Below are 15,833 nucleotides of genomic sequence, written 5' to 3' on the forward strand. Positions count from 1 at the left end.
CGCTGGCAATACTGATCTGCGTCGTGACTCAGGTCACCCTTCTGTTCATTTCGTTCACACTGACACAATCGCGACCCGCGTCGGACCCAGACGACTCAGACCGGTGCGGCATCCCGCCTGGGTCCGAGTGGTCCACCCCGTACACCAGACCGAAAGACACGAGAATGAGACTCCTACCGCGAACGCTGGCGGGGCAGGCGGTGGCGCTGCAGGTCGTTGTCGTCGGGCTGATCGTCGTCGGCGGGAGTGTGCTCGCCGTCGTGGACAGCCGCGCCGACGAGCGACGCGCGGCCGGTCAGCAGGTCACCGCGGTCGCCGTGAGCCTGGCCGACTCGCCGGCGGTCGCCCAGGCGCTCGTCTCACCCGACCCGACGGCGACCCTGCATCCCATCACCGAAGAGGTGCGTGCCGCCACCGACATCGCCTTCATCACGATCATGGCGCCGGACGGAACCCGGTTCACCCACACCACGCCCGCCTTGATCGGGCAGACCTATATCGGCTCCCGGTCACAGGCGTTGCGCGGCGAGGTGTACACCGAGACCACTGCCGGCAGTCTGGGGCCGTCGATCAGGACGATCGCACCGGTCCGCGCGTCCGACGGACGGATCGTCGGGTTGGTCGCCGCCGGAATCACTCTCAACACGCTGACACGCGCCTGGCTGGGGCAGCTCCCGTTGATCGCGTGCATCGCGGCGGCAAGTCTGGCCGTCGCGCTCGGGGGCCTGTTGCTGATCCGGCGCCGACTGCGGATGCAGACCGGCGGTCTGGCGCCGGACCAACTGCGCCTGATGTACGAGCACCACGACGCCGTGCTGCACTCCGTCCGGGAAGGCCTCATCGTGGTGGAGGATTCCCGGCCGGTCCTCGTCAATGACGAGGCGCGGCGCCTCCTCGGCGTCCGATCGGGAACCCCTGACGACCCGGACCCGACCGCCGTTCCCGCCGGCGCCGGGGACCTCGACGTCCCCGGCTTCGTGGTCGACTCGGTGACTCCCTTGGACGATGTGCTCACACCGCACCGTGGACGGGTGCTGATGGTGAGCCGTTCGCCGGTACCCGGCCGCGACGACGGGGCGGTGGTAACCATCCGGGACCGCAGCGAGGTCCTCGATGCACTCGGCGAACTCGACGCGATGACCCGGTTCGCCGAGTCGCTGCGTTCCCGCGCCCACGAGTCCGCCAACCGTCTGCACACCATTGTGGCGCTCATCGAGATGGGGCGGGCCGACGAGGCGGCGCAGCTCGCGACCACGGAACTCCAACTCTCCCAACATCTCATCGACCGGATGAGTGAGACGGTGGCCGAACCCGCCCTCGCCGCACTCCTGCTGGGCAAGACGGCGCAGGCCTCCGAACGGGGCATCGCGTTGACGCTCACCGAGGACTCCCAGGTCGGTGACGATGCCACCCGGTTGCTGCCGGTCAGTGACATGATCACCGTGGTCGGCAACCTGATCGACAACGCGCTCGACGCCACCGATCCCGACGATCCGTGGGTCGAGGTGACGATCGTCGGCGACGCGACGCATCTCGAGGCCACCGTCGCCGACAGCGGAGCAGGGATGAATCCGGAGGTGTTCGAGATGGCGCAGGGGCGCGGCTATTCCACCAAGAGCGGTGGCGACGAGGCCGGCCGAGGGCTCGGTCTGGCGCTCGTCGCCCAGGTGGTCGCGCGCCACCACGGCACGTTGCACGCCGAGAACACCTACGGTTCGGTCGTGACGGTCCGTCTCGGCGACTGTCCGCCCACGCAGTCGGAGGCACCGCGATGAGCACACAGCCCGAGCTGCGGGTGCTGATCGTCGAGGACGAACCCCTCATCGCCCAAGCACACCGCGAGTTCCTGCGCCGCATAGGCGGTTTCGAGGTCATCGCGGCGGTACGGACCGGGCAGGAGGCGTTGCGGGTGGCCGGCTCGGCGGCGGCCTCGGCAACACCCGTCGATCTGGTGCTGCTGGACCTCGGGCTACCCGACGCCCGCGGGGTCGACGTGGCCTCGGCGCTGTCCGGACTGCGGCCCGACCCCGACATCATCGCGATCACCGCCCAACGCGAACTCGCGACGGTGCGGACCGCCATGTCGCACGGGGTCCTGCTCTACCTGCTCAAACCGTTCACCTTTGCCGCCTTCGAGGAGAAGATCGGTCAGTACCGCCGCTACCGGCAGGCACTATCGGGTGCCGGCGACGCGGTGAGTCAGCGGGACGTCGACCGGGCCGTCTCCGAACTGCGGACCACCAGCACCCGTCGCACCGTCAAGAAGGGCGCTGTCCCCGAGACCGAGGATGCCGTCGGGCGGGCCGTTCGCGACAGCACCGGCGGTCTGACCGCCTCCGATGTGGCCGGCCTGCTGGGTAGTTCCCGCGTGACCGCCTGGCGCTACCTGGAACGTCTCGCCGACGATGGCGTCCTGGACCGGGTGACCGAGTACGGCAACACCGGTCGTCCACAGGTGCGTTACGTCTGGCACTCCAATCGGTGATCGGCCGGTCAGTCACCGCCCTTGTCGAAACGACGGGCGCGCAGGGAGCGTGCGACCGCGTCGCGGCCCTCCGAGATCAGCCGCTTGAGCGCCGGGGGATGATCGGCGGCGAGGAAGTCGTCGGCCAGCGACAGCGCCTCCTCGGTCATCGCCCAACTCGGGTAGAGGCCGACGACCACGGTCTGGGCGACCTCACTGGAACGCCGCGACCAGACCTCGGGAACTGCCTGGAAGTACTTCGCCACGTAGGGCTCGAGGAGTTCGTCCTGCCCCGGCCGGGAGAATCCCTCGATCATGGTGCGGGTGAAGATGTTCGACAGCGAGTCGTCGTCGATCGCCTTCGACCAGACATCGGCCTTGGCGTGCGCCAGCGGCCGTGACGCCCGGGCGGCGGCCGCCTGCCGCGTGCCGGCCGCGGTGTTGTCCCGCTGCGCTTCCGCGTCGATGATCGGCGTCGAATCCGGGTCGGTGTCGATCGCACCCGCAGTAGCCAACGCGCGCACCAGCTTCCACCGGAGGTCGGTGTCCACCGACAGCCCGGCGAGCCCGTGATCGGCGGGGTCGTCACCGTCGAGAAGTCCACGCACGGTGTCGATCTGGTCGTCGTTGCACCGATCGCCGAGCAGCGTGTTGACAAAGGCCAGCTGATAGTCGGAGCCGGCCTCGGCCGCCCGCGCGAGTTCCAGTAGACGGGCGGTGAATCCCGACCGGCCTTCGGCGGCCACCCACGCGGGGTCGGCGTAGGCCTCGATCGCCGTAATCGCCTGCAGCAGGACCCGCTGCACCACCCCGATCTCGGTCTCCGCGGCGATTCCGCGGGCGACGAGTTCGACGAAGTCACGTGCGCGCATCTCGGCCTGCCGGGTCATCTCCCAGGTCGCCGACCAGACCAGCGTTCGTGGCATCGAGTCGGTGATGTCACCGATGCGCGTGGTTGCGGCCGAGAGGGATTCGGGATCCAGCCGCACCGAGGCGTAGGTCAGGTCGCCGTCGTTGAGCAGGACAAGCGCCCCGCGACTCACGCCGACGAGGTCCGCGACGTCGGTGCGTTCGCCGATGACATCGAGCTCCACATTGTGCACGCGCTCGAGCTTGCCCGAACCGTTGTCGTCGTAGATGCCGACGCCCATCCGGTGTGTACGGGTCTCGCCCGCACCTGGTTTGGCGCCGTCCTGCACGATGGTGAACCGGGTGAAGTTGCCGGCGTCGTCGACCTCGAAGTCGGGACGCATGACGTTGATGCCGGTGGTCTTGAGCCACTGATTGCCCCAGTCCGACAGGTCACGTCCGGAAGATTTCTCCAGTGCCGCAAGCAGATCGGCGAAGGTCGCGTTGCCGAACTCGTGCGCGGCGAAGTAGGCGCGCAACCCCGCCAGGAAGTCCTCGAGACCAACGTAGGCGACGAGCTGCTTGAGTACCGACGCGCCCTTGGCGTAGGTGATGCCGTCGAAGTTGACCTCCACCGCGGCGATGTCGGGGATGTCGGCGGCCACCGGGTGGGTCGAGGGGAGCTGATCCTGGCGGTAGGCCCACGACTTCTCCACGTTGGCGAAAGTGGTCCAGGCGCTGGTGTATTCGGTGGCCTCGGCCTGGCACAACACCGAGGCGAAGGTGGCGAAGGACTCGTTGAGCCACAGGTCGTCCCACCACGTCATGGTGACGAGATCGCCGAACCACATGTGCGCCATCTCGTGCAGAACCGTCTCGGCGCGCCGCTCGTAGAGGTACTTGGTGACCCGGGACCGGAAGACGTAGTCCTCGAGGAAGGTCACCGCGCCTGCATTCTCCATCGCACCGGCATTGAACTCCGGCACGAAGAGCTGATCGTACTTGCCGAAAGCGTACGGGCGCCCGAAATTGCGGTGATAGAAGCCGAAACCCTGCTTGGTCTCGGTGAACAGCCGCTCGGCATCCATGAACTCGGCAAGCGATGCGCGGCAATAGATTCCCAGGGGGATGTCACCATGTTCGTCGGAGTAGGTGTCGGTCCACTCGGCGTAGGGGCCGGCGATGAGTGCGACCAGGTAGGTGCTCATCGGCGCGGTCTCGGCGAAGCGGTGCACCCCGTTGTCGACCGATTCGGTTGCCGCGTTGGAGATCACCTTCCAGTCGGCGGGTGCGGTGACCGTCAGGGTGTAGGTCGCCTTGAGGTCGGGCTGATCGAAGCAGGCGAACATACGCTTCGCGTCGGCCGTTTCGAATTGGGAGTAGAGGTAGACCGACCCGTCACTCTGATCAGCAAAACGATGCAGCCCCTCACCGGTGTTGGAGTAGGCGCAGTCGGCGACGACGGTCAGCGTGTTCTCGGCGGCCAGCCCCGGCAGGCGGATGCCGACCGACTCGTCGAAGTCCGAGACGTCGAGCTCGGTGCCGTTGAGGGTGGCCGAGATCAGACGCGGGGCGACGAGGTCGATGAAGGTCTGCGCCCCCTCGGAGGCACCGAAGGTCACTGTGGTCTCCGACCGGAAGGTGTCGGTGCCCGGTGCGCCGTTGCGATCGGTGAGGTCGAGGACGATGGCGTAGTTCGACACGGAGATGGTGGCCGCGCGTTCGCGTGCCTGGTCGCGGGTGAGGTTCGGTGCAGTCACGCGTCCCACAGTAGTGGTGCGGAATCGACAGGGCGCGTTCTCGGTTGTATGACGGAGACCGGAGGCCGCCGACCCGATGCGGTCCCGGGAAACCGAGAGGATGTGCTCGATGAGCGATCGCGTGGATTTCTGGTTCGACCCACTGTGCCCCTGGTGCTGGATCACCTCGCGCTGGATCCTCGAGGCCGAGCAGGTCCGCGACATCGACGTCAACTTCCACATCATGAGCCTCGCCGTGCTCAACGAGGGCAAGGACATCCCCGAGGAGTACCGGGAGGGACTCAAGCACGCGTGGCGTCCGGTGCGCGTCCTCGCTGCGGCCGCCGCCGCCAACGGCGACGAGATCCTCGCCCCGCTGTACACCGCGATGGGCACCCGGATCCACAACGAGGGCAACAAGGATTTCGACGACGTGATCGCCGGTTCGCTCGCCGAACTCGGGCTCGACGCCGGCCTCGCGGCCGCTGCCGATGGGGATGAGTTCGACGACGCGATCCGCACGAGCCATCACGCCGGGATGGACAAGGTGGGCGACGACGTGGGAACACCCACCATCCACGTCAACGGCGTCGCCTTCTTCGGTCCGGTGCTGTCCCGGATTCCGCGCGGCGAGACCGCCGGGACCGTCTGGGACGGCGCCGTGGCCCTTTCGTCGTATCCGCACTTCTACGAACTCAAGCGCACCCGCACCGAGGATCCGGCCTTCGACTGAACGGTCAGAATCTCGGCGGCATCTCGAGGCCGTTGGGCAGCGAACCCGGTGCGGTCGTCACCGGATGCGGGGGAGCGGGGACGGCCACCACGTTTCCGCTTCCCACGCCGCGGACGATCTGCTTGGGCCGGAACCACATTCGCCCGGCGCGGGTACGGTCGCGGAGCGCTGCGGCCCGCCAGGTCAACACCGGGTGCGTGGCCATCGCATTGACGACGAAGGTGAAGAATCCGCGTTCATGGGTGGCGCGGTCGGCGAACTGGTCGAAGTCGACCGCCGACAGCATGTACTTGCCCGACGCGAGCACCCCGATCGCCCCCGGGGCGCCGGAGGGCTGGGTGTAATAGCCGTGGTTGTCGGCCGTGTACTCCTGCGCCCGTGAGAGGGCCGACCCGAGAACGGGGATGTTCATCCCCAGGATGGTCGACAGCTGACGCCAGTACGACGTGTGCCCGGCAGCGATATGCCCCACCTCGTGACCGATGATGAATCGCAGGGCTTCCGGGTCACGCGCCGCGCCACCGATCTCGAACAGATCGGAGTAGACCACCACGAATCGCCGGAACCCGTGGCCGGACGCGAACGCGTTGATCGCCCCGTTGCCGAGCACCACGTAGGCATCCGGGACGTATTCGAGTCCGTAGCGTGCGGCTGCCTCCACCACCATCCGATACCCCTCGGTGAACTGGGTCGGCGTCATCTGCACACCGTTCACGCGCGGGGTCGCATAGGTGATGCCACGCAGCAGGAACAGGATCAGTGGGAACGCCAGCACACCAAGGAACACCTGGTTGATCGTGCCGAGCGTGACGAGCAGCACGATGACGGCGTAGATGCCCAGTGTCGCCAGAATCACGATGACGAGCATCGGGATCTCCCAGGGATGCCGGTGCGGACGACCCGCATACCGGGCGGGAACCAGCCACTGCCGGTTCGGATTCGCCGGCGGCGGCGGACCGGCATCGGCGACCCCGGGGACATTGGGGATGGGCGACGGGGCCGACGGAGACGTCGATGCCGTGGCCTGGACAGCGGCATTCTGGGCAGCCGGGTTCTGGGGGAACGGAGACTGGGGGAACGAAGACTGGGGGATCGGAGACTGGGCGTCCACGAGACCAATCTATAGTGACGCCATGCGTGTTTACCTGGGTGCCGACCATGCCGGTTTCGAACGGAAGAACCAGATCGCCGAACATCTCGAGGCCGCTGGACACGAGGTCGTCGACTGCGGAGCCCACGAGTATGACGCCGACGACGACTACCCGGCGTTCTGCATCGACGCCGCCCGGCGGACGGTCGCCGACCCGGGCAGCCTGGGCATCGTCCTCGGCGGCAGCGGCAACGGAGAACAGATCGCGGCCAACAAGGTGCACGGTGCGCGATGCGCACTGGCATGGAGTGTGGAGACCGCCCAGCTGGCGCGCCAGCACAACAACGCGCAGCTGATCGGCATCGGCGGCCGCATGCACAGCCGCGAGGAGGCGCTGGCCATCGTCGACGCCTTCATCGCCACCCCGTGGTCGGAGGAACCGCGCCACCAGCGGCGTATCGACATCCTCGCCGAGTACGAGCGCACCGGTCAGGCGCCACCCGTTCCGGGCGCCTGACATGCCCGCCAATCACGGTAGGAACCGCTGAGTGCCCGAAGGGCACACGCTGCACCGCCTCGCCCGGCGTCACACCCGGCTTCTGGGTGGGCGACGCGTCACCGTCAACAGCCCGCAGGGCCGCTTCGCCGACGGAGCCGCAGCGGTCGACGGGATGACCTTCGGCAGAGCCGACGCGTGGGGCAAACACCTGGTGCATCGCTACCGTGACGGCCGGCGGGAACAACTGATCCACATTCATCTGGGTCTCTACGGCGCGTTCACCGAGGCGCCGGTGCCGATGGACGATCCGGTGGGACAGGTCAGGTTACGGATCGAATCCGACGAGATCGGCATCGACCTGCGCGGACCGACCGCCTGCGAACTGTACGGCCCGGCCGACCTCGAGGCCCTCGTCGCACGACTGGGACCCGACCCGCTCCGGCGCGACGCGAAGCCGGTAGATGCCTGGACGGCGATCCGTTCCTCACGCCGTCCGATCGGGGCGTTGTTGATGGACCAGAAGGTCGTCGCCGGTGTCGGCAACGTCTATCGCGCCGAGGTGCTCTTCCGGGCCGGGATCGACCCGATGCGCCCGGGCACCATCATCACCCGTGCCGAGTTCGACGGCCTCTGGGCCGATCTGGTGGACCTGATGCGCATCGGCGTCCGTCGCGGGCGCATTCACGTGATGCGGCCCGACGACGACCACGGCGCACCGTCGTATGCGCCGGATCGTCCGCGCACCTACGTTTATCGTCGAGCGGGTGAGGCGTGCCGGATCTGCGGGACGCCTGTGCTGATCGCCGAACTCGAAGCACGCAAACTGTATTGGTGCCCGGTCTGTCAGACCTGATCGAAGCCGGATGGCCGAAGTGACTGGCGCTCAGACGTTTCCGACGCTCCGGGAAGTGCGAGCCTCAGGAGGCTTCGGCGCGCTGCGCCATCACGAGCAGCTCGTCACGCTGGGTCCGGCTCGGGACGCGCGCGATGTCCGCGTAGAGGCGACGCTGATCGTTGCGAAGGATATCGGTGGAGAGAAGACGGGCACGAACTCGTGCGAGTGACATGATGGGTAACGCTCCTGAGTGTTTTTGTTTACCACTCAATTGTTCGCGTCGCCGTCGAGTTAATCAACCGGATTCGGGGTGATCTCCCTTACCACAGTCGGCTTCCTCAGGGAACCCTCAGCGGCTGTGAGGTGCTCTCTCACCATCGCTGATCATGATGGTGGCATGGCACTCGAAACGGTGTGCGCCGACTCCGGACCCGACTCGTGGTCGCAGTCCGAAGACGTTGTCAACCAAGCGAATTCGTTCTCCCCGGTGACAGCAATGTTTGTCGGCGGCACCGGCGAGTCCTTTGCCGGCGACCAACGCACCACACCGACGGGGCTTCTCGCGACGGTGTCCGACGCACTCGACGGCCGCTTCGACTGCCGCTGGATCGGCTACCCGGCGAGTTACGGTCCCGCGCCGCGGCGCGACGGGATGAGCTTCACGCAGAGCGTCGCGATCGGCGTCGACACGCTGCGCGCGGCCATCGCCGGCAGTACCGGTCCGCTGACGCTGGTCGGCTACTCCCAGGGGGCCGTGGTGATTCGCACCGCGTTGCATCAGATGTGGATCGAAGAGGACCCGGCGTTGTCGCGGATCGTCGCCGCCGGTTTCGTCGCCGACCCGCATCAGCCGCCGGGTGCGGTTGCCGGATGTACCGGCTGGGGTGTCGCCGGACCGGGACCCCAACTGCCGCCAAGACTTCCGGTGCGCTGGGTCGGTGCCGCCGACGACGTCATCTGCAACGCCGACGCGGATTCGCTGGTCCGCGACATTGCTGACCTCACCGCCACGATTTCCCTGACCCGGCTGGGTGATTGGCTGCAGAGCACCTGGCATGTGGTGCGGACCAACGCTTTTCAGAACGCGGGACAAACCGCCGTCAAACCCTCGCAGTGGCGCAGGGACATCGGTCGGCTGTGGGCGGCCTGGCATGCGGTCCGGTGTTATCTGCCGAGCACCATCGTCGTCGGGGGACTGGTGATCCGGAACGCGATCGGTGGCCGTCACACCTCCTACCGGGCCGAACCCTACCGCTCACGATCGGTCACCGATCCGGTGTCCACCGGCTGCGAGGTGATCGCCTCCTGGCTGCAGGTGCAGGTCACCTTTGCCGGTATCGACGGTCTCGACGAGCCGGGAACCGCGGCCTGAGCCGACCTCCGCGAGTCCGGCACCCCAGCCGCGGTACACCCACCAGGCTCCTCGTCGCCCACAGACGACGGTAGGGCGGCCGCTGTGCGACCGCCCTACCGTGTGAACTCCTCTTGCTCGGTGTCGGCTTACGTGCCGGTGTAGCGACCACCCACGGTGCCGCGCACCACGATCGGGGTGTCACGCGGGATGTTATTGAACACCCACTGTCCGTTGGCGGTGCTCACGTTGATGCAGCCGTGGCTCACGTTGCTACGTCCCTGCTGCGCCACCGACCACGGAGCGGCATGGATGAAGATGCCGTCCCAGGACATGCGCGTCGCGTACTCGACGTAGGTGCGGTACCCCTCGGCGGAGTCGACCGGGACACCGTACGTGGACGAGTCCATGTACATGTCGCGGTACTTCTCCTTGGTGTGGTAAACGCCGTTGGGCGTGGGGTGAGCTGCCGAACCCATCGAGATGGGCATCGTCTTCACCACGCGTCCGTTGTGCCACCAGGTGATCTTGTGGCTCGCGTCATCGGCCAGAGCGATCCAGCCGGTCGAGGTCTTCACATTCGGGATGGCCGGGTCGGCGGGCGTCGTCGAGGTCGACGACGGCGGCTTCGGCTTGCTCGGCTTGGGCGTGCTCGGCAACCCCGGGATGTTGAGACCATCCGGGATGTTGACCGGCGGAAGGCCGGGGATGACCGTCACGGGAGCCGCCGAGGCGATGCCAGGAAGGGTGAGCGCCAAGGCGACCACACCGATGAGCACGGCCATCAGTCGTCGGGCCTGCCCACGTCGGGCTCGGCGAGAGGGCTTGTTCAGCACTGAGTTCGTACCTTCGGTTCGGGATGATTGTCTAGCGCATTCCCCCCGGAAGGCGCGAACCCATCGTTACACAACTGTTGCCATCGGTCCAAAGGTCGGCAGAGCGCCGACGGACCTGATGATCGCGAATCGCCGGTACGGGTTGGTAAAAGCAATGGTGGCGCATGCGGGCCGCCGCATGTGTGACGGTTGTCACACATGCGGCGGCCGGGTACGGATGTCCGCTTTGCGGGGGAGGTGTCGGGCCTCAGCAGTTGCTGGGCGCCGGCAACCCGTTGAAGCGGTCGGTCAGATAGGCAAAAGCGGGCAACAGGCCGATCACCGCCGCACTGAGGTGATCGGGTGACGGGGTGGACAGCCGCTGGACCCGCACCCCGGCGCGGCAGTAGCGCCCGAGGGTGTAGTCGATCGACGACACCGGGATCAGCACGTCGGTCGGGCTGTGCCACTCGAAGACCGGCGTCTTCGGGATCCCCCGGGTAGAGCGAGAGGCTGTTCTCCTCGACCACCCTGCGCGCCTTCGGGTCGTCGAAGATGGCGCGTCCGCCGATCGTGACCTGCTGGGCGTCGTGCCCGGCGCCGAGTCGGAGGATGTCATTGGTGCAGGTGTTGCGCATACCGATGTACATCTGGCGACCCAGCCCCGACAGGTAGTGGAGCATCGGGATCTGCTGCGGGTACTCGCGGGAGACGCCGATGGCCGCGGCGAAGGCCAGGCCGAACGCCGGGTGTGGCCGGTTGTAGCCGAGGCCTTCGGCCATCTTGATGAGGTTCATCGGCACTCCGCCGTATGCGGCGCCGGCGATGTTCAGGTCGGGAGCGTATGTCGGCGCAAGGGCGGCAGCCCACGCGGTCGCCATCCCGCCGCCGGAGTAACCGGCCAGCCCGACCCTGCTGTGCGCAACGCGGGCCGGTGCGAAACTCTGCACAGCGCGGATACCGTCGAGCGTGATCTGCCCGCCGACCTTGGCCGCGCCGTAGGCGCTGCGCGGGCCGAGATGATCGGGATGGCGATCGTCCAGCCCCGCTGGAGTGCCACATTGAGACTGGGCGCCTCGCGGATCGTCAGATTCGGATCCTGCGTCCACAGGGCCTGCGACGGTGCGCACTGCAGCCCGGTCGCGTTGATGATGTCGCTGAAACGACAGCAGCGGGCCGTTGGTGCGGTGGCGATCGGGAACCAGCACGGTGGTGACGGCCGCGATGGGTTTGCCCTGACTGTCGGTACTGCGGAAGGTGATTTGATACGTCCGCAGATCAGCGAACAGCGGCGGGTTCACGTGGCCGCGGACCCGGATGATCTGACCGGGCGCATACGCCGCGAGATTCGCCGGCTGCGCATAGAAGTTGTCGGGTAGTGGCGTCGGTAGTGCGACGTTCTCGGCATGTGCCTCGCCGGCGCCCACGACGAGCGCCGAACCGGCGGCGACCGAACTCATGAGGGCGAGCGACAGTGCGGAAGCGATCGCGACCCGCCCCGCGCTTCGCCTTTCCACCCGATTTTGTGGCATGAGCCGACGACGAAAAAACAACACGAGCAATTCCCCCCAGGAAAGTCCAGTGGCTGATCCAGACCCCCGACGCCGCTAATGATCCCGATGCGGCGGCCTCTGTCAACTGGGACAATTGACCACGTCAACCTGCACGAACGTCACCGGGGCGACGTCGCGGTGTGCCGGTGCGGTGCCGGTCAGGCGGGCTGCGGGTGTTCGGTCCGCAGGTGCCGAGAAGGTTCCGAGCAGGACTCGTCGCGGCAGACCAGCATGACGTCGACCCGTCCGACCCCGCTGTCGGACTGGGTGACATCGCGCCGCACGTACAGATTGGCGCCGCATGTCGGACACTTGCGCTGACTCTTGCTGTGGCTGGAGGACATGGTCCCAAGCCTACGCCGATGTGTCCTATATCACAGTGACCTACTGGGGCGCGGCTTGGTCGACAGGGGCGACATACACGTCAGGCCAGAAACGATGAACGCTTCTGGCCTGGCCGAGCGGGTGACGGGAATCGAACCCGCGTAGCTAGTTTGGAAGACTAGGGCTCTACCATTGAGCTACACCCGCATGCAGTCGACGTCCGGGTGACCTGGGGTCTGCTCGGGCGTCGCGTGCAGGTTGAGACTGTACCCGGTGGCTTACCCCAGGTGGAAATCGTCGCCCCGTTGTTCGTCGTCGGGGCACGGCCACGTACTATCTTCTGTTGGCCCACGAGCGTGGTCGGTCTCCGTGATCTTCCAGCCGCGTACCGGGACCACGGGATGTGGCGCAGCTTGGTAGCGCATCCGCTTTGGGAGCGGAGGGTCGCAGGTTCAAATCCTGTCATCCCGACCCAGACGAACCTCGTCATCGAACATCAGACTTGTCACCGAATCACGACATAAGGAGCAGCAGGCGTGAAGAGCACTGTCGAGCAACTCACCCCGACACGAGTGAAACTCAACGTCGAGGTCCCGTTCGAGGAGCTGTCGGCAGAGTTCGACCGCACCTACCGGTCGCTGGCCCAGCAGATCCGTATCCCCGGTTTCCGTCCGGGCAAGGCCCCCGCGAAGCTGATCGAGGCCCGCGTCGGCCGTGACTCGATCCTCGCGCAGGTGGTCAACGACGCGCTTCCCGGCAAGTACTCCGAGGCCGTGGCCGAGACCGAGACCAAGGCAATCGGCCAGCCCGAGATCGACCTGTCGGAGCTGAAGTACGGCGAGAGCGTCACCTTCACCGCCGAGGTCGACGTCCGCCCCGAGATCGACCTGCCCGACTACTCCACCCTCGCCGTCGAGGTCGATCCGATCGAGATCGAGGACGACGCGGTCGACGAGCAGCTCGAGGGCCTGCGGGCGCGGTTCGGAACGCTGAAGGGCGTCGACCGCGGCGCGCAGGACGGCGACTTCGTCTCGATCGACCTCGCCGCCGAGGTCGACGGTGAGCCCGTCGACGAGGCGTCCACCGAGGGTCTGTCCCACGAGGTCGGTTCCGGCCAGCTGATCGATGGTCTCGACGAGGCCCTCGTCGGGCTCAAGGCGGGGGACAGCAAGGTCTTCACCACCAAGCTCGTCGCCGGCGACCATGCCGGTGAGGACGCCCAGGTCACCGTGACCGTCAACTCCGTCAAGGAGCGCGAGCTCCCCGAGGTCGACGACGAGTTCGCCCAGATGGCAAGCGAATTCGACACCGTCGACGAGCTCAAGGAGAGCCTGCGCGAGCGGGTCACCCAGTCCAAGAAGGTCGAGCAGGCCAACGCGATTCGCGACAAGGTGCTCGACGCGCTGCTCGATACCGTCGAGGTCCCGCTGCCGGAGAAGGTCGTCGAAGGTGAGATCGAGGGGCAGCAGCACCAGGTCATCCACGCCCTCGGACACGACGACGAGCAGCTCGCCAAGTTCCTCGAGGCACAGGGCACCACCCGTGAGGAGTGGGACGCCGAAGCCCGCACCGAGGCCGAGAAGTCGGTCCGCACCCAACTGCTGCTCGATGCGATCGCCGAACAGCAGGAGACCGAGGTCAGCCAGGACGAGCTGACCCAGCAGATCATCTTCCAGGCACAGCGGTACGGGATGCAGCCGCAGGAGTTCATCCAGCAGCTCACCCAGGCCAACCAGGTCGGCGCCGTCTACGCCGATGTGCGGCGCGGCAAGGCGCTGGCCGGCATCGTCGGGCAGGTGACGGTGACCGACACCAACGGCGCGACCGTCGATACCTCCGAGTTCTTCGGCGACGACAACGACGAGGCCGCCGCCGACGACGCGACGTCCGACGACGCCTGATCGTCATCGACACCGCTGCAGCCGGTACGGGTTCACCCGGCCGGCTGCGTGCGTTCGGCGTCCGTTCTGCTCTCAGCGAAGACCGGTGTCCGCGGGGGTGTTCGGCATCCGGCATTGACTAGTGTCGGTGGGGACGCCTCGCCCAGCAGAGGCATTCACGACAACGGAGCACGACAACCAGGCATCACAACCTGGCACCACAACAAGGCAAAGGTAGGGACCGTGACTGAGCCGACCATCCACACACCCCACATCAGTTCACCGCAGCTGAGTTCGGGCGTGGCTGGGTTGAACCTGACCGATTCGGTGTTCGAGCGCCTGCTGCGCGAGCGCATCATCTTCCTCGGTACGCAGGTCGACGACGACATCGCGAATCGGCTGTGCGCCCAGATCCTGTTGCTCGCCGCCGAGGATCCGCACAAGGACATCAACCTCTACATCAACTCCCCGGGCGGATCGGTCACCGCGGGGATGGCGATCTTCGACACCATGCAACTCGCCACGTGCGACGTGGCAACCTACGCCATGGGCATGGCCGCCTCGATGGGGCAGTTCCTGCTCGCCGCCGGTGCCAAGGGCAAGCGGCACGCGCTGCCGCACGCGCGGATCATGATGCACCAGCCCTCGGCCGGCATCGGCGGAACCGCGGCCGACATCGCGATCCAGGCCGAGCAGTTCGCGGCCACCAAGAAGGAGATGAACCGGCTCAACGCCGAGTTCAGCGGTCAGCCGCTGGAGAAGATCGAAGCCGATGCGGACCGCGACAAGTGGTTCACCGCCGAGGAGGCCAAGGAGTACGGGCTCGTCGACCACGTGATCACCCGTCCGGAGAACCCGGCGCCGTGATCAGCGGTCAATCAACCACGCCACGAGGCCACATCTCACCAATGGAGCAGCAGATGACCAACTCCCTTTCGCCCGAGGTCGCCGCCGGGATCCCCGCTTCGGCACTGGCTTTGCGCAGCATCACCGCCCGCTACATCCTGCCGCAGTTCATCGAGCACACGCCGAACGGTCAGCGCCAGTACGATCCGTACGCCAAGCTCTTCGAGGAGCGCATCGTCTTCGTCGGTACGCCGATCGACCAGACCGTCGCCAACGATGTGATGGCGCAGCTGCTGGTCCTCGAGTCGCAGGACCCCGACCGCGACATCACGATGTACATCAACTCGCCCGGTGGCAGCGTGCCCGACATGCTCGCCATCTACGACACGATGCAGTACGTCCACTGCGACATCGTCACCGTATGCCTCGGCGAGGCCGCGTCGGCCGCGGCGATCCTGCTCGCGGGCGGAACCCCGGGTAAGCGTGCCGCGCTGCCCAACGCCACGATCCTGATTCATCAGCCGCGTACCGGTGGGGCCTACCAGGGTCAGGTCTCCGACCTCGAAATCCAGGCTGCCGAGATCGAGCGCATCCGCAATCGGCTCGACGAGATCCTCGCCGGGCACACAGGTCAGCCGGCCGAGAAGATCCGCAAGGACACCGACCGCGACAACATCCTCACCGCCGAGGCCGCCAAGGAATACGGCATCGTGGACGAGGTGTTCGAGTACCGGAAGAAGTCGCTGAAGAAGTCCTGACTCGACCGGCAGAACTTCGTTGCGACATTTGCCTTTATCGGTCGAAGTTCATGCAGCACGCGAGTACCGTCGGGTTACTGGGCGAATGGAACCGCCA

Annotated in this window: 14 protein-coding genes, 2 tRNA genes and 1 pseudogene; 10 read left to right on the forward strand and 7 right to left on the reverse strand. The window is 66.7% G+C overall.

Annotated elements, in window-relative coordinates; genetic code table 11:
- The first annotated feature begins 164 nt into the window (after nucleotides 1-164).
- Together GBRO_RS10075 and GBRO_RS10080 are read left to right on the forward strand one after the other, a co-directional pair.
- On the forward strand, nucleotides 165-1,775 hold the full coding sequence (locus GBRO_RS10075; RefSeq protein WP_012833846.1) for a sensor histidine kinase: 1,611 nt from the start codon (nucleotides 165-167) through the stop codon (nucleotides 1,773-1,775).
- A complete protein-coding gene (locus GBRO_RS10080; RefSeq protein ID WP_012833847.1) occupies nucleotides 1,772-2,485 on the forward strand; it encodes a response regulator in 714 nt (237 codons plus the stop codon). Before GBRO_RS10075 ends, GBRO_RS10080 begins: the two co-directional genes overlap by 4 nt.
- Nucleotides 2,486-2,493: 8 nt before the next feature.
- Here GBRO_RS10080 and pepN read toward each other — a convergent pair whose 3' ends face one another.
- Entirely contained in the window at nucleotides 2,494-5,073 is a 2,580-nt protein-coding gene (gene pepN / locus GBRO_RS10085; RefSeq protein WP_041920396.1) for an aminopeptidase N, read from the reverse strand.
- A 109-nt stretch (nucleotides 5,074-5,182) separates the two neighbouring features.
- Here pepN and GBRO_RS10090 point away from each other — a divergent pair, with 109 nt between their 5' ends.
- Complete coding sequence (locus tag GBRO_RS10090) at nucleotides 5,183-5,785, forward strand: DsbA family protein (RefSeq protein ID WP_012833849.1); 603 nt, start codon at nucleotides 5,183-5,185, stop codon at nucleotides 5,783-5,785.
- 4 nt (nucleotides 5,786-5,789) lie between these two features.
- Here the strand turns inward: GBRO_RS10090 and GBRO_RS10095 are convergent, their stop codons facing one another.
- A complete protein-coding gene (locus GBRO_RS10095) occupies nucleotides 5,790-6,773 on the reverse strand; it encodes a M48 family metallopeptidase (protein WP_052298387.1) in 984 nt (327 codons plus the stop codon).
- Between the two features lie 145 nt (nucleotides 6,774-6,918).
- On the opposite strand from GBRO_RS10095, the gene GBRO_RS10100 reads away from it, so the two are divergent.
- A complete protein-coding gene (locus tag GBRO_RS10100) occupies nucleotides 6,919-7,392 on the forward strand; it encodes a ribose-5-phosphate isomerase (RefSeq protein WP_012833851.1) in 474 nt (157 codons plus the stop codon).
- A 31-nt stretch (nucleotides 7,393-7,423) separates the two neighbouring features.
- Entirely contained in the window at nucleotides 7,424-8,227 is an 804-nt protein-coding gene (locus tag GBRO_RS10105; protein ID WP_012833852.1) for an Fpg/Nei family DNA glycosylase, read from the forward strand.
- Nucleotides 8,228-8,291: 64 nt separating this feature from the next.
- On the opposite strand, the gene GBRO_RS26310 is transcribed toward GBRO_RS10105, so the two are convergent.
- The gene (locus GBRO_RS26310) at nucleotides 8,292-8,441 is read right to left on the reverse strand and encodes a hypothetical protein (RefSeq protein ID WP_012833853.1); all 150 of its coding nucleotides are present in this window, start codon (nucleotides 8,439-8,441) and stop codon (nucleotides 8,292-8,294) included.
- Between the two features lie 165 nt (nucleotides 8,442-8,606).
- Here GBRO_RS26310 and GBRO_RS10115 point away from each other — a divergent pair, with 165 nt between their 5' ends.
- Nucleotides 8,607-9,581 (forward strand): PE-PPE domain-containing protein, encoded by a 975-nt coding sequence (locus GBRO_RS10115; protein WP_012833854.1) that lies wholly within the window; start codon nucleotides 8,607-8,609, stop codon nucleotides 9,579-9,581.
- Nucleotides 9,582-9,709: 128 nt separating this feature from the next.
- On the opposite strand, the gene GBRO_RS10120 is transcribed toward GBRO_RS10115, so the two are convergent.
- The 4 genes and pseudogenes from GBRO_RS10120 to GBRO_RS10135 form a co-directional block, all read right to left on the reverse strand.
- On the reverse strand, nucleotides 9,710-10,345 hold the full coding sequence (locus GBRO_RS10120; protein WP_012833855.1) for a L,D-transpeptidase: 636 nt from the start codon (nucleotides 10,343-10,345) through the stop codon (nucleotides 9,710-9,712).
- A 298-nt stretch (nucleotides 10,346-10,643) separates the two neighbouring features.
- Nucleotides 10,644-11,835: pseudogene (locus tag GBRO_RS10125) on the reverse strand (lipase family protein).
- Nucleotides 11,836-12,086: 251 nt separating this feature from the next.
- Nucleotides 12,087-12,272, reverse strand: coding sequence for a hypothetical protein (locus GBRO_RS10130; RefSeq protein WP_012833857.1), 186 nt, complete (start codon nucleotides 12,270-12,272; stop codon nucleotides 12,087-12,089).
- Between the two features lie 116 nt (nucleotides 12,273-12,388).
- Nucleotides 12,389-12,459 (reverse strand) — tRNA-Gly (locus GBRO_RS10135).
- A 190-nt stretch (nucleotides 12,460-12,649) separates the two neighbouring features.
- Here GBRO_RS10135 and GBRO_RS10140 point away from each other — a divergent pair.
- The 4 genes from GBRO_RS10140 to GBRO_RS10155 all read left to right on the forward strand — a co-directional run bounded on the left by GBRO_RS10140 (nucleotide 12,650) and on the right by GBRO_RS10155 (nucleotide 15,736).
- A tRNA-Pro gene (locus GBRO_RS10140) sits at nucleotides 12,650-12,723 on the forward strand.
- Nucleotides 12,724-12,788: 65 nt separating this feature from the next.
- Nucleotides 12,789-14,153, forward strand: coding sequence for a trigger factor (gene tig / locus GBRO_RS10145; RefSeq protein ID WP_012833858.1), 1,365 nt, complete (start codon nucleotides 12,789-12,791; stop codon nucleotides 14,151-14,153).
- Nucleotides 14,154-14,375: 222 nt separating this feature from the next.
- Complete coding sequence (locus tag GBRO_RS10150; RefSeq protein WP_012833859.1) at nucleotides 14,376-14,999, forward strand: ATP-dependent Clp protease proteolytic subunit; 624 nt, start codon at nucleotides 14,376-14,378, stop codon at nucleotides 14,997-14,999.
- Between the two features lie 53 nt (nucleotides 15,000-15,052).
- Nucleotides 15,053-15,736, forward strand: coding sequence for an ATP-dependent Clp protease proteolytic subunit (locus tag GBRO_RS10155; RefSeq protein ID WP_012833860.1), 684 nt, complete (start codon nucleotides 15,053-15,055; stop codon nucleotides 15,734-15,736).
- The last annotated feature ends 97 nt before the right edge of the window (nucleotides 15,737-15,833 follow it).

Origin of the sequence: Gordonia bronchialis DSM 43247, from assembly GCF_000024785.1 — a bacterium.
GTDB classification, from domain to species: Bacteria; Actinomycetota; Actinomycetes; order Mycobacteriales; family Mycobacteriaceae; genus Gordonia; species Gordonia bronchialis.